20 protein-coding genes are annotated in these 22,385 nt (G+C 47.5%); 1 reads left to right on the forward strand and 19 read right to left on the reverse strand.

The window, feature by feature from the left end; translation table 11 throughout:
* Nucleotides 1-8: 8 nt before the first annotated feature.
* Entirely contained in the window at nucleotides 9-1,793 is a 1,785-nt protein-coding gene (locus tag KAI37_RS16145; protein WP_220029822.1) for a DAK2 domain-containing protein, read from the reverse strand.
* 499 nt (nucleotides 1,794-2,292) lie between these two features.
* On the opposite strand from KAI37_RS16145, the gene rpmB reads away from it, so the two are divergent.
* Nucleotides 2,293-2,481 (forward strand): 50S ribosomal protein L28, encoded by a 189-nt coding sequence (gene rpmB / locus KAI37_RS16150; RefSeq protein WP_013310881.1) that lies wholly within the window; start codon nucleotides 2,293-2,295, stop codon nucleotides 2,479-2,481.
* 231 nt (nucleotides 2,482-2,712) lie between these two features.
* On the opposite strand, the gene spoVM is transcribed toward rpmB, so the two are convergent.
* The 18 genes from spoVM to dapF form a co-directional block, all read right to left on the reverse strand.
* The gene (spoVM, locus tag KAI37_RS16155; protein WP_010345573.1) at nucleotides 2,713-2,793 is read right to left on the reverse strand and encodes a stage V sporulation protein SpoVM; all 81 of its coding nucleotides are present in this window, start codon (nucleotides 2,791-2,793) and stop codon (nucleotides 2,713-2,715) included.
* 390 nt (nucleotides 2,794-3,183) lie between these two features.
* Entirely contained in the window at nucleotides 3,184-3,852 is a 669-nt protein-coding gene (gene rpe / locus KAI37_RS16160) for a ribulose-phosphate 3-epimerase (protein WP_023989299.1), read from the reverse strand.
* A 4-nt stretch (nucleotides 3,853-3,856) separates the two neighbouring features.
* Nucleotides 3,857-4,774: a ribosome small subunit-dependent GTPase A gene (gene rsgA / locus KAI37_RS16165; RefSeq protein WP_023989300.1), complete on the reverse strand. Its 918-nt coding sequence runs from the start codon at nucleotides 4,772-4,774 to the stop codon at nucleotides 3,857-3,859.
* 73 nt (nucleotides 4,775-4,847) lie between these two features.
* The gene (pknB, locus tag KAI37_RS16170; RefSeq protein WP_071641558.1) at nucleotides 4,848-7,127 is read right to left on the reverse strand and encodes a Stk1 family PASTA domain-containing Ser/Thr kinase; all 2,280 of its coding nucleotides are present in this window, start codon (nucleotides 7,125-7,127) and stop codon (nucleotides 4,848-4,850) included.
* Complete coding sequence (locus KAI37_RS16175) at nucleotides 7,124-7,900, reverse strand: Stp1/IreP family PP2C-type Ser/Thr phosphatase (RefSeq protein WP_025723490.1); 777 nt, start codon at nucleotides 7,898-7,900, stop codon at nucleotides 7,124-7,126. Before KAI37_RS16175 ends, pknB begins: the two co-directional genes overlap by 4 nt.
* Before the next feature lie 6 nt (nucleotides 7,901-7,906).
* Entirely contained in the window at nucleotides 7,907-8,947 is a 1,041-nt protein-coding gene (gene rlmN / locus KAI37_RS16180) for a dual-specificity RNA methyltransferase RlmN (RefSeq protein WP_013310887.1), read from the reverse strand.
* Between the two features lie 187 nt (nucleotides 8,948-9,134).
* Nucleotides 9,135-10,550: a 16S rRNA (cytosine(967)-C(5))-methyltransferase RsmB gene (rsmB, locus tag KAI37_RS16185; RefSeq protein WP_071641560.1), complete on the reverse strand. Its 1,416-nt coding sequence runs from the start codon at nucleotides 10,548-10,550 to the stop codon at nucleotides 9,135-9,137.
* Nucleotides 10,547-11,506 carry a methionyl-tRNA formyltransferase gene (gene fmt / locus KAI37_RS16190; RefSeq protein ID WP_220029823.1) on the reverse strand — a complete coding sequence of 320 codons (960 nt, stop codon included), beginning with the start codon at nucleotides 11,504-11,506 and terminating at the stop codon, nucleotides 10,547-10,549. Before fmt ends, rsmB begins: the two co-directional genes overlap by 4 nt.
* A 6-nt stretch (nucleotides 11,507-11,512) precedes the next feature.
* Nucleotides 11,513-12,010: a peptide deformylase gene (gene def / locus KAI37_RS16195; RefSeq protein ID WP_013310890.1), complete on the reverse strand. Its 498-nt coding sequence runs from the start codon at nucleotides 12,008-12,010 to the stop codon at nucleotides 11,513-11,515.
* A 132-nt stretch (nucleotides 12,011-12,142) separates the two neighbouring features.
* On the reverse strand, nucleotides 12,143-14,719 hold the full coding sequence (gene priA / locus KAI37_RS16200; protein ID WP_076292976.1) for a primosomal protein N': 2,577 nt from the start codon (nucleotides 14,717-14,719) through the stop codon (nucleotides 12,143-12,145).
* Nucleotides 14,719-16,023, reverse strand: coding sequence for a bifunctional phosphopantothenoylcysteine decarboxylase/phosphopantothenate--cysteine ligase CoaBC (gene coaBC / locus KAI37_RS16205; RefSeq protein ID WP_220029824.1), 1,305 nt, complete (start codon nucleotides 16,021-16,023; stop codon nucleotides 14,719-14,721). The genes priA and coaBC overlap by 1 nt, the downstream gene beginning before the upstream one ends.
* Nucleotides 16,024-16,113: 90 nt before the next feature.
* A complete protein-coding gene (gene rpoZ / locus KAI37_RS16210; protein ID WP_013310893.1) occupies nucleotides 16,114-16,317 on the reverse strand; it encodes a DNA-directed RNA polymerase subunit omega in 204 nt (67 codons plus the stop codon).
* Between the two features lie 122 nt (nucleotides 16,318-16,439).
* Nucleotides 16,440-17,012, reverse strand: coding sequence for a guanylate kinase (gmk, locus tag KAI37_RS16215; RefSeq protein WP_013310894.1), 573 nt, complete (start codon nucleotides 17,010-17,012; stop codon nucleotides 16,440-16,442).
* Between the two features lie 14 nt (nucleotides 17,013-17,026).
* Nucleotides 17,027-17,287 carry an extracellular matrix/biofilm regulator RemA gene (gene remA, locus KAI37_RS16220; protein WP_005548256.1) on the reverse strand — a complete coding sequence of 87 codons (261 nt, stop codon included), beginning with the start codon at nucleotides 17,285-17,287 and terminating at the stop codon, nucleotides 17,027-17,029.
* Nucleotides 17,288-17,343: 56 nt separating this feature from the next.
* Nucleotides 17,344-18,231 carry a YicC/YloC family endoribonuclease gene (locus KAI37_RS16225; protein WP_013310895.1) on the reverse strand — a complete coding sequence of 296 codons (888 nt, stop codon included), beginning with the start codon at nucleotides 18,229-18,231 and terminating at the stop codon, nucleotides 17,344-17,346.
* Between the two features lie 35 nt (nucleotides 18,232-18,266).
* Nucleotides 18,267-20,153, reverse strand: coding sequence for a bifunctional homocysteine S-methyltransferase/methylenetetrahydrofolate reductase (locus KAI37_RS16230; RefSeq protein WP_028540559.1), 1,887 nt, complete (start codon nucleotides 20,151-20,153; stop codon nucleotides 18,267-18,269).
* 147 nt (nucleotides 20,154-20,300) lie between these two features.
* Nucleotides 20,301-21,323, reverse strand: a complete 1,023-nt coding sequence (locus tag KAI37_RS16235; RefSeq protein ID WP_220029825.1) for a hypothetical protein — start codon at nucleotides 21,321-21,323, stop codon at nucleotides 20,301-20,303.
* A 207-nt stretch (nucleotides 21,324-21,530) separates the two neighbouring features.
* Nucleotides 21,531-22,364, reverse strand: a complete 834-nt coding sequence (gene dapF / locus KAI37_RS16240) for a diaminopimelate epimerase (protein ID WP_220029826.1) — start codon at nucleotides 22,362-22,364, stop codon at nucleotides 21,531-21,533.
* Nucleotides 22,365-22,385 lie beyond the last annotated feature (21 nt).

Consider the following 22,385-nt stretch of genomic DNA (forward strand, 5'->3'; position numbering starts at 1 on the left):
AAAGCACATCAGGTTTCCACTGAGAACAAATAAGGATAAATCGGCTGACCACCTTCATGAACTTCCACTTCAGCATCCGCATAATTTTCTTCAAGCCATGCAACAAGCTGATCTGTGTCTTCTTGATTCGCGTCTGAACCTGTGAGAATCGTAACAATTTCATCGCCATTCACCAGCATTTTCGCTAGCAAAAGACGGGACGTTGCCATTAAGTGTTCCTCGGTCGCTACAATCTTGGAATCCTGAATACCGATGTAGTGCCCGGCTGTAATATGCAGGTCATCAAGCGTCGTATCCCGTACCGCGTAGGTCACTTGCCCAGACTTCACCCGGGTGACTGCGTCACGCATATTGTCCTGGTTTACCTCAAAAGCCTCTTCTTCCTGGAAGGCAAATGCCGCCGCAATCCCCTGAGGAATTGTTTTGCTCGGAATAACCGACACCATACGTTCCATCTCTAGCAGTTCACGTGCTTGTTCTGCCGCCAAAATAATATTGGAATTATTCGGAAGAATAAAAATATGTTGAGCCGCAATCGAGCGCGCCGCATTAACGAAGTCCTCTGTGCTCGGATTCATTGTCTGGCCGCCAGAAAGGACAACATCGACGCCTAAACTTCTGAAAATATCAGCAATTCCTTCACCGGAAGCCACAGCTATAAAACCAAAGGATGCCAGTTCATGAGCGGGGGGCTCAGACGGCTCTTCCTCACGTGCAGGCTCTGTTGGTATTTCAGCAAACCACTCAGGCTCAGGAGCAACATCCATACCCGCAGACAACAAATCACGATGCTGCTCGCGCATATTTAAAATACGAATCTGTGTAATTTCTCCGTAGCGCAGTGCCAAATTCAGCACTTCACCAGGAGCCTTAGAATGCACGTGAACCTTGATGACATCATCGTCTGAAATTACGATAATAGAATCACCATCTACTGATAACACTCTCCGGAAGGCTTCCTCATCAAAATCGGTACCTTGCGCTTCGCCCAATTGTCGATTAATAAAAAACTCCATATCATACAAAAATTCAATATTATCCGTTTCGAGCTTCGCTTGCGCAGAAATCGGCGCATCTGGGGAAGGAACAACTGCAGCAGCAGTAGGTCTCTCCGATACGTGAGGAGCAAAAACCGTGCGTACATTATCACTTTTTGCAGTTGAAGACGTCACCAAGCCGCTTCCAAGATGCTGCATAAAACCTTCATAAATGTACACAAGACCTTGCCCACCCGAATCTACAACTCCTACTTGCTTCAATACAGGGAGCATGTCCTGCGTCATGGCAAGCGTTTCCTTCGCTTTGGCAAGCACTTCTTCCATCAGTTCCGTGATGTCGTTCGTCCGGCGCGAGAAAAACACAGCATGCCTGGCCGCTTCCTTCGCCACGGTAAGAATTGTACCCTCCACCGGCTTAACAACCGCCTTGTAGGCCGCATCCACCCCGCTCTGCAATGCCGATGCGAACTGAAGGGTATTCAATTCCTCGTATGGGGCAGCGTAACGGCTGAAGCCACGAAACAACTGAGACAGGATAACCCCTGAATTGCCGCGGGCTCCCATCAGCAAACCTTTGGATAATATGCCGGACATGACACCGATGGAGGAAGAGTCCCCCCTCTTTAATTCCGTTACGCCCGCGCTCATCGTCAAATTCATGTTGGTTCCCGTATCACCGTCTGGCACTGGGAATACATTTAGTGAATTGACATGTTCCGCATGCTGCTGTAATTGTTCCGCCCCGGCTAAAACCATTGCGGTAAAATCTGTTCCATTCAAAGAACGATTACTCAAGAGAATTCCCCTTCCTAGCTTAATACACTTGTTTTACTATCAACCTTCACAACACCTTATTCAACTGTGCGTACAGGTTCAATTGAATTATACTAAAGCCAGACGACGAATACGAATGTCACACTTTTGTACTCACGTCTGGTCGTTCTTCTACAGGTCATATAAAATGAAAAACCAGTCAACTGCCTAACAATAAATCATCGGCTGGAATGATGACTATAGTCCCGCCTCTGAACTGCCGGCATGACTGGAATAAGAATTCACATTCCATTTAAATACAAAATAATCGCAGCAATAACTATCCCATATTGTACTATAATGCGAAAGAGAAATAAATAAAGTTTTTGAATCAGTTGACGGAGCTTTTTTGACTATGATATTATATTTAAGTATTGTTTTGTTCAGGTTAGTGACTTACAAAGTCCGGCTGACCCAGTCGGCCTGAAGAGAGACCCGTTCCGTATGGAATTTGGTTATTTTCAGAATAGGAGGTGGAATCATGTCTCGTAAATGTTCTGTAACAGGCAAAAAGCCTGGCAGCGGTAACCACGTATCTCACGCTAACAACCGTAATCGCCGTACTTGGGGCGTCAACGTACAAAAAGTTCGCATTCTCGTTAACGGTAAACCGAAACGCGTTTATGTCAGCACTCGTGCATTGAAAGCCGGTAAAGTGACTCGCGTGTAGTCGTAAAAAAATATCGTTATAAACAAAAGGCACCTCGTTTTAAACGGGTGCTTTTTTGGTTATTCGAAAAGTAATATCCATCTGGTTCAGGAGAACAAAATGTCAGGCACCTTCCCGTGCGTTCCTATCTTTTACTGCCGAGCTACCTATCTGTTGTGCCCGGGAAGCGTGCCCTGTGTACTGTGTACCTCCAGCTTTCATCCTACATCCTGTGTTTACATTACGTTGAATTCAGTTTTTCTGGAATGTATTCAAAATGGCTTTAACGAATCCACCCAGAAATTTTGGCAGCTTGATTGTGTAAAACTTCATGCCTCACCCTCCCCATCATCCTCCTGCATCCGTTCTCTGTAGTTTATGCAACCTGTCAAGGGTTGTTGCCCCACAAAAAAAGGCTACATGAGAATCCCGCTCATGTAACCATATTTATGCGCAACCATCCCAGGCTATACCATCAGACAAGTCCGCGAACATAGAGATATGCTGAGAGTATGAAAATAAACAGGATATAATAAAGTACGCTGCACACCACAAAACCTATTCGTAAACCACGCCGTTCATTTTTTCGAAAATAAAACAGTACAATTAGAACAGCCAAAAGCGAAAGAACGGCATTCCAAGGAGCCTTCACTAGCGAGAAACAGCTAAGGGTCAACCCCGTCGCCATGCTCGCTACAGTCATCCACAATGCTTCAGTCAGCTTCACTTGGACAAACGAGCTGCACTGTCCCGAATCGCAGCAATAGCCGCTGCGCGGTCTGCTCTGCCGAATACCGCACTACCAGCCACCAACACGTCAGCCCCCGCTTCAAATACGGCTGGTGCCGTCTCCTCCGCAATACCTCCGTCTACCTCGATATGTACGTCTGGACGACCCAATTCGTTCAGCCAAGCACGGATTTGTCTGATTTTATTTAACGTCTCTGGAATGAAGGACTGACCTCCAAAGCCAGGATTGACCGTCATCACCAGAATCATATCCACATTTGGCAGCACTTCCTTGATCGCGTATGGTGAAGTACCCGGATTGAGAGCCACTCCAGCCAGAGCGCCTTGCTGCTTGATCAAGTGAAGGACACCATGCAAATGAACACAAGCCTCAGCATGAACAGTGATGATATTGGCTCCTGCTTTTACGAAATCGCCAATATAGCGTTCAGGATGCTCAATCATCAGATGAACATCCAAGGGAAGAGTCGTATGCGGACGAATAGCCTGAACGATAGGTGGGCCCAGTGTAATATTGGATACAAAATGTCCATCCATTACATCCACATGAATCCAGTCTGCCCCTCCTGCCTCAGCTTCCGCAACTTCACTGCCCAAGCGAGCAAAATCAGCGGATAAAATCGACGGTGCTATTTTTAACATATACTCAGTACCTCCGCTTTTTTTCTTTTAATTCCTGATAGAACTGCAAATAGCTATCATATCTTCCCTGTGAAATATGGCCTTCTTCCAGGGCCTCTCTTACTTTACAGCTAGGCTCGTGAATATGGGTACACCCCCGGAATTTACATCCTTCCGCATACTGCTGGAATTCACGAAAACAGGGAGATAACTCATCCACACCTAACTCCAGAAAATCCAGCTGGCTAAACCCTGGTGTATCTGCTACAAACCCTCCGTTGTCTAGAGGAATCAGCTCCACATGACGAGTTGTATGTTTTCCTCGGCCCAGCTTATTGCTTATGGCGCTCGTCTCCAGCGTTAACCCAGGCTCCAGAGCATTAAGCATGGAAGACTTTCCTACACCTGACTGCCCGGAAAACACGCTGATTTGACCAGCCAACAGCTTCTTAAGCTCAGCCGTCCCTTCTCCGGTACGGGCACTGGTTACCAGCACCTCATAACCGATCTTCCGGTACATTTCCTGAACGGCCAGCACGGTGTCATCCTCTGAAGGGCTGCCTTCATACAAATCGCGCTTAGTCAGACAGATAATCGTATCCAACCCGGCGTGCTCAATATGGACTAAAAATTTGTCCAGTAAAGGCAGGTTTAAATCCGGCTCACGCAAGGAAAACAGTAGCACGGCAAGCGTGGTATTAGCTACCGGAGGACGAATTAGCTCTGTCGTACGCTTCCTAATCTCCTCGACCATACCTTCCCCGTTCTCAGTCAGTTCGTAAACGACCCGATCACCGACAAGAGGCGTAATCTCTTTTTTCTTAAAAATGCCGCGTGCTCTGCATTGTACCGTAGCTTCGCCAGATACCGGACGCCCATCCTGATCCAGGCTGGAGACATAATAATATCCGCTAAGCGCCTTGACGATCAGACCTTCAGGCATGTGTAAGATGTCCTCCTTCATAATGTTCAAGTTTCATTGCGTATAACAGGTTGAGCATCTTCCTATTGCAAGTTTACTGATGCTGAACAGCCTCAATCACTTTTTCCTTCTTTTTGTGGGAAGCGTGGCCTGGGTTGTTTTTATGACTAACCGCCAACTCACTGCGCGTACCCCCCGTGGAATTCGTTCCAGGAACAAAGGCGGAAGGGTCACCATTACCTCCTGTGCCCTCCTGATTGTTCGAGTCGCCCCCACTATTACCACTACCATTAGAAGATCCCCCGCTATCACCTTCCTCGCCGTTTCCACTTCCATTCTGCGAGGAAGTACCATCAGGTGTATCCGTTGGTGAAGTTCCGGCAGGCGGAGCAATTTGAGGCATCGTCACCGTTCCATTTTTCGCCTCAATATAAGAGACTGGATACGTATCAATAAAGTCACCATCTCTAAATACTGAGACAACACTGTCTTTGTTCGGAGCCATTAACAGGTTGATAGTGAACACCTGTGTCGTATTAATTGTACGGCTTCCCCATTCCTGATTTTCTCCACGTGCATCCGTATAAGTGATACGAATTTTGCTGTTTTTACCCTCTTCCTTCGGCGCAACAGGCACATTAAATGGCAGCGTAATCGCTTCTGGTGGATAACCAGTGCTTACATAAAACGTAATTTCCGTATTTGGTGGCAACTCACTGCCTGCCTCTGACGGCCACTGTTTGGTTACCCTTCCTTTTTCCTGTTCATAGCTAAATTCTTCTTTAATCGAGCCAACCTTCAGCCCTGCCTTTTTGACCTCATTTTCCGCTTGATTCTGCGTCTTCCCTACGAGACTTGGCATTTTAACAGTGTCAGCGCCCTTGCTGACTGTGAGCACAACCTGGACTGAATCCTTATCAAATGGCTCATTTGCAGCGGGTGTCTGACTAAGGACAGTCCCTGCGGCCTGATCACTAAACTGCTCATTTTGCTGAATCTGCGTTTCCTTAATTTGCTGGGCGGTCAGCAGCTTAACAGCATTCTCGTAGCTTTGGCCTTTGACATCAGGCATCGGGGTGAGCGGCTTGGCAATCCCGACTTTCAGACTAATCTTGGTTCCTTCCTTGACTAAAGAATCTGCAGGATAGCTTTGATAAAATACAACTCCAGGCGCGATTCCTTCTTTGTACTCATGCTGGATTGGCTCCTCAATGAGTAATCCCGCTTTACTGAGATTAACCTTCGCTTGGTCTTCTGTTTGTGTCAATACGCTCGGTACTTTTACCTCAGGCACGACGAGTACACTTTGCACATAGTACACCACTCCGCCCATGCACAGAAGTAACACCAATACTAGTGTTACCCACAAGATCGCTTTTTTTCTACTTTTTTTGGACGATTGCTTGCTCGAAAGCTGTTCAGACTCACGCGGTTGGGCAGGTACATCATCGCCACTAGAAGACATCCCTAATTGTTGAGGCTTAATAGCCGGAATAACCCGTGTTTGATCCTCATCATCCAAATGTGTAAACTCCAACTTGGATTCATTACGCCGTCCCGGCAGCAAACAGGTTTCCAGATCTTTTAGCATTTCGTCTGCCGATTGATAACGCTCTTCTGGATTTTTGCGCATGGATTTTAGAATGACATTTTCCACACTTTGCGGAATCAACGGATTGATTTTACGCGGTTCCTCAAATTCCTCTTGCAAATGCTTGAGCGCTACACTAATTGGACTTTCTCCCAGGAAAGGGAGCTGCGCCGTCAGCATTTGATATAAGACAATACCTAAAGAATATAAGTCCGATTTTTCGCCGGTGACGACACCCTTTGCATGCTCAGGTGAAAAATAATGAACAGAACCCACAACAGAACCCGTCTGGGTAATGGTCGTTGACGTAACAGCTCTAGCAATCCCAAAATCAGTTACCTTAACCCGTCCATTACGTCCAATTAATATATTATGAGGCTTAATGTCTCGGTGAATGATCTGATTTTGATGGGCATGCTCCAGCGCATCACAAATCTGGGAAGCAATCCGTACTGCTTCATCCACTTGCAATGGCGCACGTTCTTTAATAATCTCATTCAAATTTTTACCTTCGATGCACTCCATTACAATATAATGGATTTCATCCTCTTGGCCGACATCATAAATACTGACCACATTCGAATGCGAAAGCGAGGCCGCAGACTGCGCCTCACGCCGAAATCGGCGAATAAATTCCTCATCATGAACAAATTGCTGGCGCAACACTTTAACTGCGACATTGCGATTCAGCAAAATGTCTTGAGCCTTATACACCAGCGCCATACCGCCGCCACCGATACGCTCAATAATTTCGTATCTTCCCCCTAGCAGGTGCCCGATCATGCGTCACACCCCTTTTCACTCAATGAAACCGTGTCGTCGGGCAATTCAAACAAAGCTACAGTAATGTTATCGTCTCCTCCGGCAAGCAACGCCAGATGTAGCAGGCGATCCGCGCGCTCCTCCAAAGGATTCTCTGCGGCACCTACTACTTTGCTGATTTGTTCTTCCGTTACCAAATTGCTTAATCCGTCACTACACAGTAACAGTACATCGCCTTTTTCCAGCGCAATGGAGTCAATATCCACTTTCACCTCGGAATCAGTGCCCAGCGCCCGTGTCAGTACATTGCGACGAGGATGGTTCTCCCGTTCTTCCTTACTGATCTGACCGTTTTTGAACAGCTCATTAACCAAAGTATGGTCTTCTGTAAGCTGACGTACCGCTCCTTTAGAAATGACATAAGCACGACTGTCACCGATATGTCCGATAATTCCGGATGCGTCGTTTAATAAAACCGCAACAACTGTCGTTCCCATATTATGATACTTTTCATCGCGTGCTGCCGTCTGGAAGATGACTTCATTGGCATGCAAAATAGCGTCGCTGAGCGCCGCCGTCAAAGAATGTGCGGATAATCCGCTCTCCAGCGTCGCCAAATCAGCGGCAAGTGTCTCTACCGCAAGGCGGCTGGCCGTATCACCGGCCAAATGCCCCCCCATACCATCGGCAACAATCCCAAGAATATAGCCTTGCTCCAAGTGCCTGATCCAGGCAGAATCCTCATTCACCGAACGTACACGTCCGACATGGCTGACATGAACTGTTTTGATCAAATGGTTTCACCCCAACTCCATATGCTTTGCACGCAACTGACCGCAAGCAGCGGCAATATCGTGACCCTGTTCACGCCGAATCGTCACATTGACGCCTTTTTCGGCAAGAATACGTTGGAAATTAAAAATATCGCTGCGTGATGTGCGTACATACTTGCGCTCAGGCACATGATTGACTGGAATCAAATTGACGTGACACAGCATGTCCTTTAACACATCCGCTAGCTCTTCAGCATGTTCTGCCTGATCGTTTACCCCACCAATCAGGGCATATTCAAACGAAATTCTCCGCCCCGTCTTAGCAAGATAGTAACGTAGAGAATCCATAACATCCTTAAAGGGATAACGCCGATTTACAGGCATCAGCTTTGAACGAAGCGCATCATTAGGCGCATGAATGGATATTGCCAGATTAATCTGGGTATCCTCGTCGGCAAATTTATAAATATTCGGTACAATACCGCTGGTCGACACTGTGATATGACGTTGACCAATGTTCAGACCTTTTTCATGAACCATTGTACGTAAAAACGTCATGGTCGCTTCATAGTTTTCAAAAGGCTCGCCCGAGCCCATGATCACGATGCTGCTCACTCGTTCATTAGTTTTATCCAAAATTTTCTGAGCCTGCACCACCTGTGCAGTAATTTCACCAGCCGTCAGGTTCCGTTTGAGGCCTCCAAGCGTCGAAGCACAGAAAGTACAACCAATCCGGCAACCCACTTGAGTTGTTACACAAATGCTGTTTCCGTAATTGTGTCTCATAATGACCGTTTCAATGGCATGATCATCGTGCAAGCCGAACAGGAATTTTACTGTCCCATCCTTCGATTCCAACTTTGTAATTTCACTAAGCGTCACAAAACTAAATTGCTCCTCAAGCTTCTCTCTCAGCGCCTTGGACAAATTCGTCATCTCGCTGAAATCATTGACCCGCTTCACATACAGCCAGTCAAAAATTTGTCCTCCACGAAAAGCAGGCTCGCCATTGTTCTTGGCCCAGTCCTGAAGCTCCTCCAGAGTTAAATCATATATAAAAGGTTTCATCAATGTTTGCACCCGTTCCTTCTTCATTAAGTTCTGTTTGATCGCAGATAGTATTTTTCATTCTTCCTATTTTAGCACAAATCCCTGAGGGGGTAAAAATTTTTCGTCTTCATGCAAAAAACCGCCGGAAATGTTCCGGCGGAATGTGGAAATACTGGTGGAAAGCTGCCTGGAATTCTCTTCCGTGCTATTTCACCCGACGCAGGCGCGCGATATAAAATCCGTCGCTGTGGAAATGCTGCGGTAACAGCTGTACCGAGCCTCCCTGTATACTATCCTTTTCGCGGCTCACGTCCGGGAAGGAATGACCCTCCGCCAATTCATACTCTGGATGTTCGCTTAAAAATTGAGTCAATTGTCCTTCATTTTCGTCCGGTTCAATCGTGCATGTGCTGTATACCAGAATGCCACCTGGCTTCAACAGTCCCGCCACACTATCCAGCAGCTCATGCTGAAGCTGTGTAATGTCGCAAACATCCTGCGCAGTTTTGCTCCAACGCAGGTCCGGTTTACGACGAATCACTCCAAAGCCAGAGCATGGCGCATCCAGCAAAATACGGTCAAAAGAAGCTGGAGCATATCGTTCCTTCAGTTCTAGCGCATCACCAGTAACTGTTTCCACGGCATCCAGGCCAAGTCGATTAGCCTGTTCACGAATTAATTGATGCTTATGGGCATGCAGATCATTCGCAACTATCCGTCCGTGATCCTTCATCAGCTCAGCCATATGAGCTGTTTTGCCACCTGGAGCGGCACAGCAATCCAGTACCAGCATGCCAGGCTCAGGAGCGACTGCTTCAGCAACGAGCATGGAGCTTTCATCCTGTACGGACAGCAAGCCGTCCGTATACCACGAGGTAAGCGCCATATTTCCACCGCTACGAACAACAATCCCATAGGAACTAACTGCCGAAGGAACGGCATCAAGCCCTTTTGAGCGCATCTCGTCCAGCAGCTGATCACGGCTGGTCATTGTCGTATTCACCCGTACGCTGACCGCAGGGGGTTCATTATTAGCCTGACAGATGGCCTCAGCAGTATCTGCACCGTATTGCTTAATCCAGCGCTTAACCAGCCACTGTGGATGGGAATGTTCTAATGAAATCCGTTCCTCCGGTGACAAATCGTCAGGAATACGCAGCTTGTCCGGCTCACGTAGCATGCTGCGGAGCACACCGTTGACCATACCGGAAATCCCCTGATGCCCACGCCGCTTGGCAATGGTCACCGCTTCACTAACGACTGCATGATCCGGAACTCGATCCAGATACACCACCTGATAAACACTCATCCGCAGCAACGAACGTACCCAAGCCTGAAGCTTGGCCGTTCCTTTTTGAACAAATTTATTCAAAAAATAATCTAGTGTATTTCGGCGTGCGACTGTACCGTATACAAGTTCCGTCGCCAAACCAGCGTCACTTGCAGATAAACCTGCCTGCTGAAGCCGACGATTTAGCTCAAGATTGCTATACGCACCCTCTTGCTCCACACCAATCAACACATCAAGTGCAACTTCCCGCGCCGTCTGATTGCGAGTCTTGCCGGTTCTGGCACCCACTCCCTTGCCTTGGCCTCCCTGGCGGGAGTGACTCCCGCTCATCCGAGCACCATGCCTGGCTTCATCTGTCCGCCGCGTGCAAAGGTTCCGGCATCCATAACTTTTTTGCCAGCCGGTTGAACCTGAGTCAGCCAGAGAGTTCCTTCGCCTGTCTGCACCTCAATGCCACGAGCGGTCAATTGAAGAACCGTCCCGGGTACTGGAGCATTTGAGCCACTCACTTCATTATTTATGAAAGGCTGCTCAGCAGCCCATATTTTAAAAACATTTCCCTCCCAAAGCGTAAACGCGCCGGAAAAAGGAACAAGGCCGCGAATCCGGTTGTATATCTGCTGTGCATTGTCACTCCACGAAATACGCTCATCGTCGCGGTTCAGGTTCGGGGCATAAGTTGCCTCGTCCTCGTTTTGCGGCGTACGGTCTGATTGCCCTGTCAGCAACTTAGGCAGCTCGTCCTGCAAAAGCTTTGCCCCAGCTACGCTTAGCTTCTCAAAAATCGTACCGGAGGTATCCTCCGGCTCTATAGCAACCTCAACTCGCGATATCATATCGCCAGTGTCCAATCCTTCCGCCATATACATCAGCGTCACACCCGTCACGGTTTCACCGTTAATAATTGCACGCTGGATCGGTGCACCTCCCCGATAACGGGGAAGTAGCGAACCATGCACATTCAGACAGCCGAACCGAGGCAGGTCTAGTATGGACTTAGGCAAAATTTGCCCATAAGCTGCGGTTACGATCAGATCAGGACGCAGCTCCGCCACCTGAGCCACCGCTTCTGGTTGGCGCAGGCGAGTCGGTTGCAGCACAGGTAATCCGCGTTTCTCTGCTGCTTCCTTGACTGGTGTAGGTGTCAATATTTTTTTCCGTCCCTGTGGCTTATCGGGCTGTGTAATCACACCGACCACGTTATAACCGTTGTCCAGTAACATGTTCAGCGATGGCACTGCAAACTCAGGCGTACCCATAAAGATAATACGAATGTCTTGAGTCATCGAACCTCACTCTCCTATCTGACGGTTCGGTCCTGGCTGTTCCAGCGCAACCTCATATACTTTTTCTGCAATATCCGTGAACAAAATTCCATTTAAATGGTCAATTTCATGCTGAAAAGCACGAGAGAGCAATCCAGTCGCTGTAACGGTAATGGCCTTACCCTCGCGGTCCAGTCCCTTGACTGTAACCTTCTCGGCACGACGCACATCCCCATTCAACCCTGGTATACTCAGGCAGCCTTCAGGACCCAATTCCTCCCCTTCTTCGGCCACAATTTCTGGATTGATCATTTTAATCAATCCATGCTCATCTCCAGCATCTACAACGATGAGACGTTTCAAAATACCTACTTGCGGAGCAGCAAGGCCTACTCCCTCCGCTTCATACATCGTATCTGCCATATCGTCGAGCAGCTTTTGCACATTAGGCGTAATTTTAGTGACTTCCTTTGCTACTTTGTGCAATACGTCATCCGGCTCCAACACTATAATTCTAATTGACATGACAACAGAACACCTTCCTCTTTATGCTTCATTTAGGCTTAACTGTATTCATCACAAACGCGACTGCTACATTATCCTATGTACGGACGGCTTGTCCGCATTAATTGTGATAATAACTTTTGTGGCAACACTCTACATAAGCATTTGCGGATCAACATCCAGACTAATCAGCAACTTTTGTGCCTGTGCGGATTCGGCCATTTCATCAGCTACTTGCTGAGCCAAACTAATCGCATCGATATTTCCACGCCATTTTATCATACATTGAAATCGGTATCTATTCTTGATTCTCGAAATGGGTGAAGCTACTGGCCCCAAAATGTCGAGTACATCCGATGTAAGACGATCCATATTCCCGAACCAGCCCCGTTGTCTGGCCCGTCCCTGTAGTGTTGCTGAATAATTCTCAGCCAGTCGAACCAGCACTGGGAGCTGTTCATGAGAAAAGGTCACCAAAATAAGACGACAATATGGTGGATAGTGCAAATTGCGACGGTGTTTCAATTCTTCCCTCACGAAAGAAGCATAATCATGGCGACTTGCGTGAATCACCGAATAATGCTCTGGAGTATAGGTTTGTACGAATACTTCCCCTGGCAATTGATGTCTCCCAGCCCGTCCAGCTACTTGTGTTAACAGCTGAAATGTCTTTTCCGCAGCCCGAAAATCCGGTAAATTGAGAGCCGAATCCGCAGTAATGACACCAACCAGTGTCACATCGGGAAAGTCCAGGCCTTTGGCAACCATTTGAGTACCGAGCAGCACGTCCGCTTTTTTATCACGAAATTGCTTGAGAAGCTTTTCGTGGGCATTTTTTTCTGTCGTTGTATCAACATCCATTCGAACAACACGTATACCGGGGAATAGCTTCGCCAGTTCTTCTTCCACTCGCTGGGTACCTGTACCGAAATAGCGAATATGCTCACTACCGCACTCAGGGCAAGTCTGAGGCACAGGCTCGGAATAACCACAGTAATGGCAACGTAAATTGTTCGACCGCTGATGATACGTAAGCGAAATATCACAATGTGGACAACCCGCGACATAGCCACAGCTACGGCACATGACGAACGTGGAGTGCCCACGCCGATTCAACAGGAGTACCGTCTGCTCCTTACGCTCTAACCGCTCTGCAATTCCATTATGCAACGCACGGCTGAACATAGAGCGGTTGCCAGCACGCAGTTCCTCACGCATATCCATGATATGTACCTCGGGTAACATGTTCCCCAATGCGCGAGTTGGCATTTCAAGCAGTAACGGAGCAAACTCGTCGTTGCTTTGTGAGCGAGCCGCATAGTAGCTTTCCAGCGACGGTGTAGCAGAGCCGAGAATAACGACAGCCCCATGCTGATGGGCTCTGCGAATGGCAACATCACGTGCATGGTATTTAGGTGTCTCTTCCTGCTTATAGGACGTTTCGTGCTCCTCATCCATAATAATGAGACCTAACTCACGAAAAGGCGCAAATACTGCCGAGCGAGCACCAATCGCCACTTTCACACGGCCTTCGCGTATTTTGCGCCACTCATCGTACCGTTCTCCCCCGGACAACCTACTGTGCATCACTGCTACCTGATCGCCAAACCGGCCTTTAAAACGCTCAACCATTTGTGGGGTTAACGATATTTCAGGTACCAGCACAATGGCCTGCCGATTCTGCTCAATACAACGCTGAATCGTCTGCAGATAGATTTCCGTCTTACCGCTCCCTGTGACTCCATGCAACAAATAAGCTCCCTGCTCACGCGTATCCAGTTGGCGAATAATCCGTTCATATACCGACTGCTGCTCTGCTGTGAGAGGGAGTGGCTCTGTAGGCTTGAAGTGTCTGCCCCGGTACGGGTCGCGGAACACTTCGACATCCTCCAGCAACACATAACCCTTATCTTCCAGCGCCTTAACCGTTGCAGCAGACACACTCAGTGAGGTCATGACTTCCTTCAGCGACAGAGGCAGAAACTCGCTACGTTCCAGCAAAAAAGCAAGTACCTCCCGCTGACGCTGCGCTTTCGCAGAAAATTGCTCCAGCGCCGTTGATGCCTCGTCTATGCCGATAGCCAGATCAACGGATTTCATGGTCTTTTTGCCAAGTTTGTCTTTAATAACTTGACTTTCCTGAAGCACACCCCGGCGTAACAGTGATTTAATAACCTCTGCTTCCTCAGGGAAACGTCGACTGAGTTGCTGCAATGGGACTTGCTCCTTCTCCTGAATGAAGCTAACAATCCGACGTTCCGTCGGATCACTCATACCATCGTCGGTCAGAAGTGCCCATTCGTGTTCATCGCCCTGATTCGGTTGTATAGTACGCTGTGGATGCGTTAACTCATGCTGCTCCGCAATTGAGATATAACGTTCTGCTTTCCCCTTGAGCGCGGTAGGAATCATCACTTGCAGTGCCATAATTTGATTACAAGCATAACGTTCGCTCATCCATTTGCCCAGTTCGACCAGGTCAGCAGATAAGGGTGGTACCAAATCCAGTAACTCTTGGATCGCTCTCATCCTGTATTTCGGTGGATCATCAGCTGGGACTACCGAGATGACAAAAGCCTGCACCGTCCGCTTGCCAAATGGCACAGCTACCCGGCTACCCGGCTCAATCCAAGGTCTCATTGAGTCTGGTATCAGATAATCGAAGGTGCGGTCCGTATCCTTGGCAGGTACATCGACAATGACCTTGGCAACTAAATTGCCCGTCTCCATTAATGCAGCACCCCACCCATGCGTCCCGCAGCTATAGTAAGCAACTTACGCGCAACTTCTTCCTTTGACTGTACAGGAATACGCTCTACGATCCCGCTTCGGTCATAAATTTGAACAGCATTCGTATCGACGCCAAAACCAGCACCATTCACAGTTACATCGTTTGCCGCGATCAAATCACAATTTTTACGTTCTAATTTATCTATCGCATACGTCTCCAAATGTTCGGTTTCAGCTGCAAAGCCAATTAAAAATTGATGTTTCTTACTCCGCCCGAGTGATTCTAGAATATCGACGTTCTTCACTAGCTCTAGTGTAAATACACTATCTTTTTTCTTGATCTTGGTCTGTGCTATCTCACGTGGTCGATAATCTGCAACTGCAGCAGCCATAACGACCATATCGCTTGTTTCCCATTGTTTTAATACAGCGGCGTACATGTCTTCAGCTGACTGGACTCTTTCAAGCATAATACCAGCAGGCGGTTCCGCACTAGTATTGGCAGCAATCAAGTGCACCTCTGCCCCCATCTCCTGAGCCACTTTTGCAAGAGCAAAGCCCATTTTGCCAGATGAATCATTTGTGATATAACGCACTGGATCAATTCGCTCGATCGTGCCTCCAGCCGTTACAATGATTTTTTTGCCTGAAAGCACCGATTCATTCTCATTCACAAGTGACTCAGGCACTTGAGCCTCCATAGATTCGCCACCAAACCATCGTGGTTCAGACTTGATGTTGGTTTCTTGTTCCTGAGCTTGCTGATCAAAAAAGCGCTCTATGGTTTGCACAATTGTGTCCGGCTCTTCCAAACGTCCTTTGCCAACGTAACCGCAAGCCAGTAATCCTTCACCAGGCTCAATCATCTTCACGCCACGTGATACAAGCGTCTCCATATTTTGCATGACTGCCGGATGAGTGTACATATGTACGTTCATCGCAGGGGCCACCATAATAGGCGCTGTTGTAGCCAGCAGCGTTGTAGACAGCATATCATCAGCTAGACCATGCGCCATTTTCCCGATAATATTCGCAGTTGCAGGAGCAACAAGCACCAAATCAGCCGCATCCGCCAGATGAATATGGGATACGACTGACGGCTCTCTTTCATCAAATGTGTCACTGTACACCGGATTACGAGAGAGCGACTGCAACGTAAGTTCGGTAATAAACTCCTTGGCAGAGGCCGTCATAATCACATGAACATCGGCTCCCTTTTGCGTCAACCTGCTGCACAGCGCAGCCCCTTTGTAAGCAGCAATTCCGCCAGTTATACCAAGAATAATAACTTTCCCCTTCAACATCGTTAACTCCCCCTGACCTAAAAAAATAACAACCTTGCGGTTGTCAAAGGAATTGGCATTGCGCCCGGTTATAATAGTTGTGTATAATTCTTACTCGTCTTCGCCGCTTTCAAGACGCAGATGATCTGCGTAAATCTCTTCCAACGCCACTCCAACCTGTTTGTGGGATTTAGGATTCTTGAGAGTCGTCTTTTCACCCTCGCGCAACTGTCTGGCACGGCGTGAAGCCGCTACAACCAACGAATACTTACTATCTGCCTTTTTCATCATTTCATCAATGGAAGGATACAGCACGAATAGACACCTCTTCATGTAGTTTTGGGACTGTATAAGCTGAACTCCAGTGTACACCTTCAAGCTCAGCTTATACAGTATTATTTCTCTTTAGGTACGCTTGGCATATGTAAAGCCCTCGTTTAAGGATGAACCTTACAATGTTCGGCGATAATAATGGATTCTATTCGTTTACAAGCGAAATCAATCTCATCATTGACGACCGCATAATCATAGTGACGTAACAAATTCATTTCATCCACAGCTACCGACATACGGTGGTCTATGGTCGCTTGAGTTTCTGTGCCCCGTCCCCGGATTCTATCCTTTAATTCGTCTAGCGAAGGCGGAAGCAGAAAAATGAATATGCCTTCTGGGAATTTTTCTTTAACCTTTAAGGCTCCCTGAACTTCAATCTCCAGAAAAATATCTTTTCCTTGCGCAAGCGTCTGATCTACAAAATCACGTGGAGTACCATAATAGTTTCCTACATACTCAGCATACTCCAGCATTTCGTCTCGTTCAATCATACCCAAAAATTCTTCACGCGTTTTAAAAAAGTAGGTCACTCCATCCTGTTCACCTGAACGAGGTGTTCGAGTTGTAGCAGAAACGGAGTATGTTATCTCTGGTAGCTTGTCACGCAATGCGTTGCCTACCGTCCCTTTACCGACACCCGAAGGTCCGGATATTACAAATAATAATCCCTTAGCCATAGTACACTCCATTTTTATTCGTCATTGTCATCATCTTTAGTGGATAGGCGATGAGCGACCGTCTCCGGCTGCACCGCAGACAGGATTACATGATCACTGTCTGTAATAATAACAGCCCGCGTCCGGCGGCCATAGGTAGCATCAATTAGCATATGACGGTCCCTGGCTTCCTGTATAATCCGCTTGATCGGAGCAGACTCCGGACTGACGATGGAGATAATTCGGTTGGCCGACACGATATTGCCGAAACCAATATTGATCAATTTGATTGCCATATTCAGGTCTTTCCCCCTATACATGTGACTCTTGCAGCCGTGCCGCTACCAGGTAGCTACTCAATATTTGCAGCCTGCTCACGAATTTTCTCGAGCTCTGCTTTCATCTCAACGACCAAATTAACCAATGTGAGATGATTAGCCTTGGAGCCGATCGTGTTGACTTCCCTGTTCATTTCCTGGATTAAAAAATCTAATTTGCGACCGGCCGGCTCGTCCGACAGCAGCAACCCCTTGCACTGCCCAAAGTGACTTTGAAGCCGGGTAAGTTCCTCATCAATATTGCTGCGATCCGCGAATAACGCAATCTCCATTCCGAACTTATGTTCATCAAGCGTAAATGAACCGTCCTGAAGCTCTTTAAGCCTGTGTTTCAGCCTGTTACGGTAGTCGCTCACAACATGAGGAGCCAGCACCGTCATTTCATGATGCAGGGATTCCAGACGTAAAATACGGGATTCCACATCTTGCGCCAAATGCCCGCCTTCTCGCCTTCTCATCTCCAGTAAACCTTGCAAAGCTTCATTCAAAGCTCGCTGTAGTTGCTCTTCCCAGTCCTCTTCGTCTCCATGGCAAGCCTCTCCAGGCTCACCCAGAACGTCAGGCAAAGCAAGAATATCGCTTATCCCTAACGTTCCTTTTACTCCATAACGATCCGCCAGCTGCTCCGCTGCATGCAGGTAAGCCTGCACCACAGTGTCATTCAACCGCGCGGCGGGCATCTGTTCTTCATCACGTTCTCTGTGGATGAAGACATCGATACGACCGCGTTTAATCTGCTGTTGAACCGTTCTTCTCAAGCCATCTTCGTAACGAGTCCATTCGCGCGGAATTCTCATCATCACTTCGCAATAGCGGTGATTCACCGACTTCAATTCCAAGCGCACTTTATAGCCCTCATAATGAAGGATGGCTTGACCGTATCCGGTCATACTCAATGACATCGGCATCACATCCATTATACTATTGTAATTGATTATTATAGTCGAAACAAGGGGGCCTGTACGCGGCCTGATTTTTGCCATACGTAAGAAGTCAATTCAGCTGTCATTTCATAGAACATAAATGGAGTCATAAAATAGATACCATTAAAATGTTCCATTGCCGTATCGAGTAACTCCTTGGCAATAGACACGCCCATTGCTCGTCCTTCCGGCCCCTCAAGACCAGACATACGTGCACGTACCTCATCGGATAACTGAATCCCTGGTACTTCATTGTGCAAGTATTCTGCATTGCGCCCACTAGCCAGCGGCATAATACCGATAAAAATCGGTACTTCCAAATGTCGTGTCGCTTCCGCGATGGCTGCAATGAGCTCGTGGTCGTAAACGGGCTGAGTCATAACATAATCAGCTCCGGAGGCAATTTTCTTCTCTAATCGCTGCACGGCTTTACCCAAATGCTTGACGTTAGGATTAAATGCGGCACCTACCACAAAATTAGCCTTCTGCTTCAGTGGCTTACCGGAAAATGCAACACCATCATTTAATTGCTTGATCATGCGTATGATTTCAAAAGAGGTCATATCATACACCGAACTGGCGCCTGGCAAATCACCGAACCGCGCCGGATCTCCAGTAACCGCCAGTACATGGTCAATACCGAGCGCGTCAAAACCCATCATGTGGGATTGAGTACCAATCAGATTGCGATCACGACATGCTATATGAATTAATGGGCGCAAGCCTGTTTCAATACTGACCAAATGTCCAAGCGCCATGTTGCTCATGCGAGTAACTGCAAGCGAGTTGTCAGCCAGTGTAAGTGCGTCGGCCCCGGCTTTCTTCAACGCATGAGCACCTTGCATAAACCTCGTAATGTCCAGATCGCGCGGAGGATCCAGTTCTACAATGACCGTATGTCGTTCCTTAACCAGATCCACAATATTGGGCTCGCTGGTATGTCTGCCATTTCCTCGTTCCCCTTCATCTGCAATCTGCTCTGCCACTTGAAAGGACTCTTTCGACAAAGCTTCTTTTGAAGCCAGCGGAGGCGGTTGCAAGCGGTTCAAAGCTTTTGAGATAGCTGCAATATGGTCCGGTGTAGTTCCGCAGCAACCACCGAGCAGCCTCGTCCCCAGGTCTACAAAGGACTTGGCACATTCCCCAAAATATTCAGGTGATGCACCGTATACATAGTGACCGTCCACATAATCTGCTAGTCCCGCATTCGGATATACGGACAGCGGTACAGACAAAGGACCATCCAGCTGTTCCATTACACTCATAATTCCCTGTGGACCCGAGTGACAGTTAAATCCAAGGATGTCTGCCCCCTCATTACGCAGCACGGAAAAAGCTTCCGCAACTAAAAAACCATCCTGGGTACGACCAACCTGATCAACTGCAAACTGACAAATTACCGGAATGTCACTGTATTTACGTACACTGTGAAGCGCAATTCGTATTTCATCCAGTGAATAAAACGTTTCGCACAAAATGCCGTCGACTCCTTCGGAGAGAAGGGCATCAATTTGCTGCTCATAGTTTCTTGCCAGCTCCAGCTTTGATATGTTAAGCCGTTTGCCCCCACATATGGAACCCACCGCACCTACCACATAATGTTCAGGTCCGGCCGCAGCTCTGGCAATTCTCACACCGGCACGATTGATCTCTTCTACCTTAGATTCCAGTCCAAACCGGGCTAACTTATAATCATTTGCAGAAAATGTATTAGTCTCCAGCAATCGAGCTCCTGCACTTAAATATTGACCATGCACGTCTGATATAACGTCAGGCGAAGTGATGTTCAGTTCTTCGAAAGACGTATTTACTGGAAATCCTAGCTGATATAAAAAAGTCCCCATTGCGCCGTCTCCGACAATAATTTCACGATTCAGCACAGTACGCAAATCCGGTTTCATGTCCTCTGCTCCACCCCGCTCTTTATTTTCATACTAATGTAACATAAAGAGACTACAAACATAAGCCAAAAACAAAAAAAGCCGCCCCACTCCCCGACAATATGATCTCAGGAGTGTAGCGGCTTGATTTATCTTTTCTATTTTCTACTACATTTTCCCATCGGAAGAATGGAGAGAGTAAGCGTAAAAAGTCCCTTTTTTATTCACTTTAGCCACAATAGAATCCGTTCCCTTTTGCTGCTTGAAGAACGTATATTGATTCCCTTGAACATTCACTTTATAGCCCGACAAATTGATATTAAACAACATCTGAACCTTGGGCTTGACTAGCTTCAAAGCTTCTGAGGGAGTATATTTCGGGCTTGCAAATGTTTTTTTGAAATCTGCGTCATCATTCCAGTCCACCCCATAGGTGGATACGGCCAGCACTTTGCCGGTTACCACACTAATTTTGACCTCACTCGCCTCGTTTGCATCCTCGAACGACCAATATGAAAGTCCCTTCGTCTCATCCTTGTACCGTGAAGCGTGCTGTACCTTAATTCGCTGTCCACTCACACGCTTAAATGTGTTCATTGCACGATTCAGTAACAGAGGGTCCACCTGCTTCAGCGAATAGTCCGCGTTGATGGTAATAGCGTTACCTCGATCCACATCCACATACAACGAGGATGCTTGTTCTCCTGCGCCCCAAAATACCCAGTAATTTGAAGGCTTGTTGGACTGATAAGGGGATTTGACCCGCCAGAATGCTTCAAATTGCAAAGGACGCTTGCTGTCAAACGCTTTGGCGCTGTTTAGCACTTTCGTCTTGAGTGGCGCATTCATCGCCTTTCCCAGGCTGCTTATTTTATATCGTATGGTTGTAGAATCCACTCTGTTTTTTTCTTTATTATATTCTGTCTGCAATGTAGCAGTTCCATCTTCCAGTTCGCCCTCTACAATCCAAGTTTTCCCCATATCTGTCACATCGTCAAATTGAAATGCTGTCTTTGAACCGATGAGTTCTTGCACCGCTTTTTCTAAACGGCTTACCACTGTCGGAGTTAGCGAGCCAACCTGCTTGTCCGTCGTTTCCGCGCCAGCAGGAATGGTCGCCGCCTGAACCGGAAGCGCGGTGGCTACAAATATGAGGACTGTAACTGCTGAAATCCAACGAAATTTCCGCACTATGAACGGCCTCCTTATTGTTTTCTCATTTTCTATATTATACATCGTTCAGGCGCCAAAAAAAGACAGAATGTTGCTTTGTTCATCGTATTCCTTGTATATAGTGGCATGTAAGTCCAAAAAAAGAAGACCTACTAAGGTCTTCTTTTCACTCACTTCTATACGATTCATAGGCCAGTTGCACGCTATTTTTAAAGTTCACATGATTTAGAACAGACGACCTTCGTACACGATCTCAGCCGGGCCCGTCATATATATGTGATTATCGTCCTCGCTCCATTCGATATCCAGATTGCCGCCCTTCAGGCTTACAATGGCGTGGCGGTCGCTGTACCCGTTTAGTACAGAAGCAACAAGTGTAGCACAGGCTCCGGTTCCACAAGCTAGCGTTTGTCCGGCTCCCCTCTCCCATACTCTCATATCTATATGCTTCCGGCTACGTACCGTGGCGAACTCAACATTTGTTTTTTTAGGGAACAGCGGATGGCATTCCAGCTTCGGTCCCCAGGCTTCTAGATCAAAGCTTGGCGCATCCTCCACATAAATGACACAGTGCGGATTCCCCATAGATACAGCCGTAAAGCGAAAACCACTTCCGCCAGCTTCAATGGGCTCATTAATTACGCTAGACAGATCCAGTGTAGTTGGAATCTTCAAGCCCTCAAGAATCGGCTCTCCCATATCCACCTTCACCATACGAACAAGTCCGTTCTCTACAGTTAGTTCGACCTGCTGTACCCCTGCACCCAGTGTCTCGATCGTGATCTGTTCACGGTTGATATGCTTACGGTCATATACGTATTTAGCAGCACAACGGATAGCATTGCCGCATTGCTCGGCCTCCGAGCCGTCCGAGTTAATGATACGCATGCAGAAATCCGCTTTTTCTGACGGCAATATATATACCAACCCATCGGCACCAACACCAAAATGTCGATCACATAGCCGAACAGCTAATTTCGAGGCGTCAGACGGCAAATCCTGATGCCCAAACCAAACGATAAAATCATTACCTAGACCGTTCATTTTTGTGAATTCCATAGCTTACCTCCGCCGTTGCTG

The organism is Paenibacillus sp. S25 (genome assembly GCF_019454085.1).
Classification (GTDB): Bacteria; Bacillota; Bacilli; order Paenibacillales; family Paenibacillaceae; genus Paenibacillus; species Paenibacillus polymyxa_B.

Bases quoted from the DNA above. Each gene is read 5' to 3' on its own strand.
- rpmB (WP_013310881.1), top strand. From the start codon at position 2,293: ATGTCTCGTAAATGTTCTGTAACAGGCAAAAAGCCTGGCAGCGGTAAC.
- spoVM (WP_010345573.1), bottom strand. From the start codon at position 2,793: ATGAAGTTTTACACAATCAAGCTGCCAAAATTTCTGGGTGGATTCGTT.
- rpe (WP_023989299.1), bottom strand. From the start codon at position 3,852: ATGTTAAAAATAGCACCGTCGATTTTATCCGCTGATTTTGCTCGCTTG.
- rsgA (WP_023989300.1), bottom strand. From the start codon at position 4,774: ATGCCTGAAGGTCTGATCGTCAAGGCGCTTAGCGGATATTATTATGTC.
- pknB (WP_071641558.1), bottom strand. From the start codon at position 7,127: ATGATCGGGCACCTGCTAGGGGGAAGATACGAAATTATTGAGCGTATC.
- rlmN (WP_013310887.1), bottom strand. From the start codon at position 8,947: ATGAAACCTTTTATATATGATTTAACTCTGGAGGAGCTTCAGGACTGG.
- rsmB (WP_071641560.1), bottom strand. From the start codon at position 10,550: ATGAGCGGGAGTCACTCCCGCCAGGGAGGCCAAGGCAAGGGAGTGGGT.
- fmt (WP_220029823.1), bottom strand. From the start codon at position 11,506: ATGACTCAAGACATTCGTATTATCTTTATGGGTACGCCTGAGTTTGCA.
- def (WP_013310890.1), bottom strand. From the start codon at position 12,010: ATGTCAATTAGAATTATAGTGTTGGAGCCGGATGACGTATTGCACAAA.
- priA (WP_076292976.1), bottom strand. From the start codon at position 14,719: ATGGAGACGGGCAATTTAGTTGCCAAGGTCATTGTCGATGTACCTGCC.
- coaBC (WP_220029824.1), bottom strand. From the start codon at position 16,023: ATGTTGAAGGGGAAAGTTATTATTCTTGGTATAACTGGCGGAATTGCT.
- gmk (WP_013310894.1), bottom strand. From the start codon at position 17,012: ATGGCTAAGGGATTATTATTTGTAATATCCGGACCTTCGGGTGTCGGT.
- remA (WP_005548256.1), bottom strand. From the start codon at position 17,287: ATGGCAATCAAATTGATCAATATTGGTTTCGGCAATATCGTGTCGGCC.
- KAI37_RS16225 (WP_013310895.1), bottom strand. From the start codon at position 18,231: ATGTCATTGAGTATGACCGGATACGGTCAAGCCATCCTTCATTATGAG.
- KAI37_RS16230 (WP_028540559.1), bottom strand. From the start codon at position 20,153: ATGAAACCGGATTTGCGTACTGTGCTGAATCGTGAAATTATTGTCGGA.
- dapF (WP_220029826.1), bottom strand. From the start codon at position 22,364: ATGGAATTCACAAAAATGAACGGTCTAGGTAATGATTTTATCGTTTGG.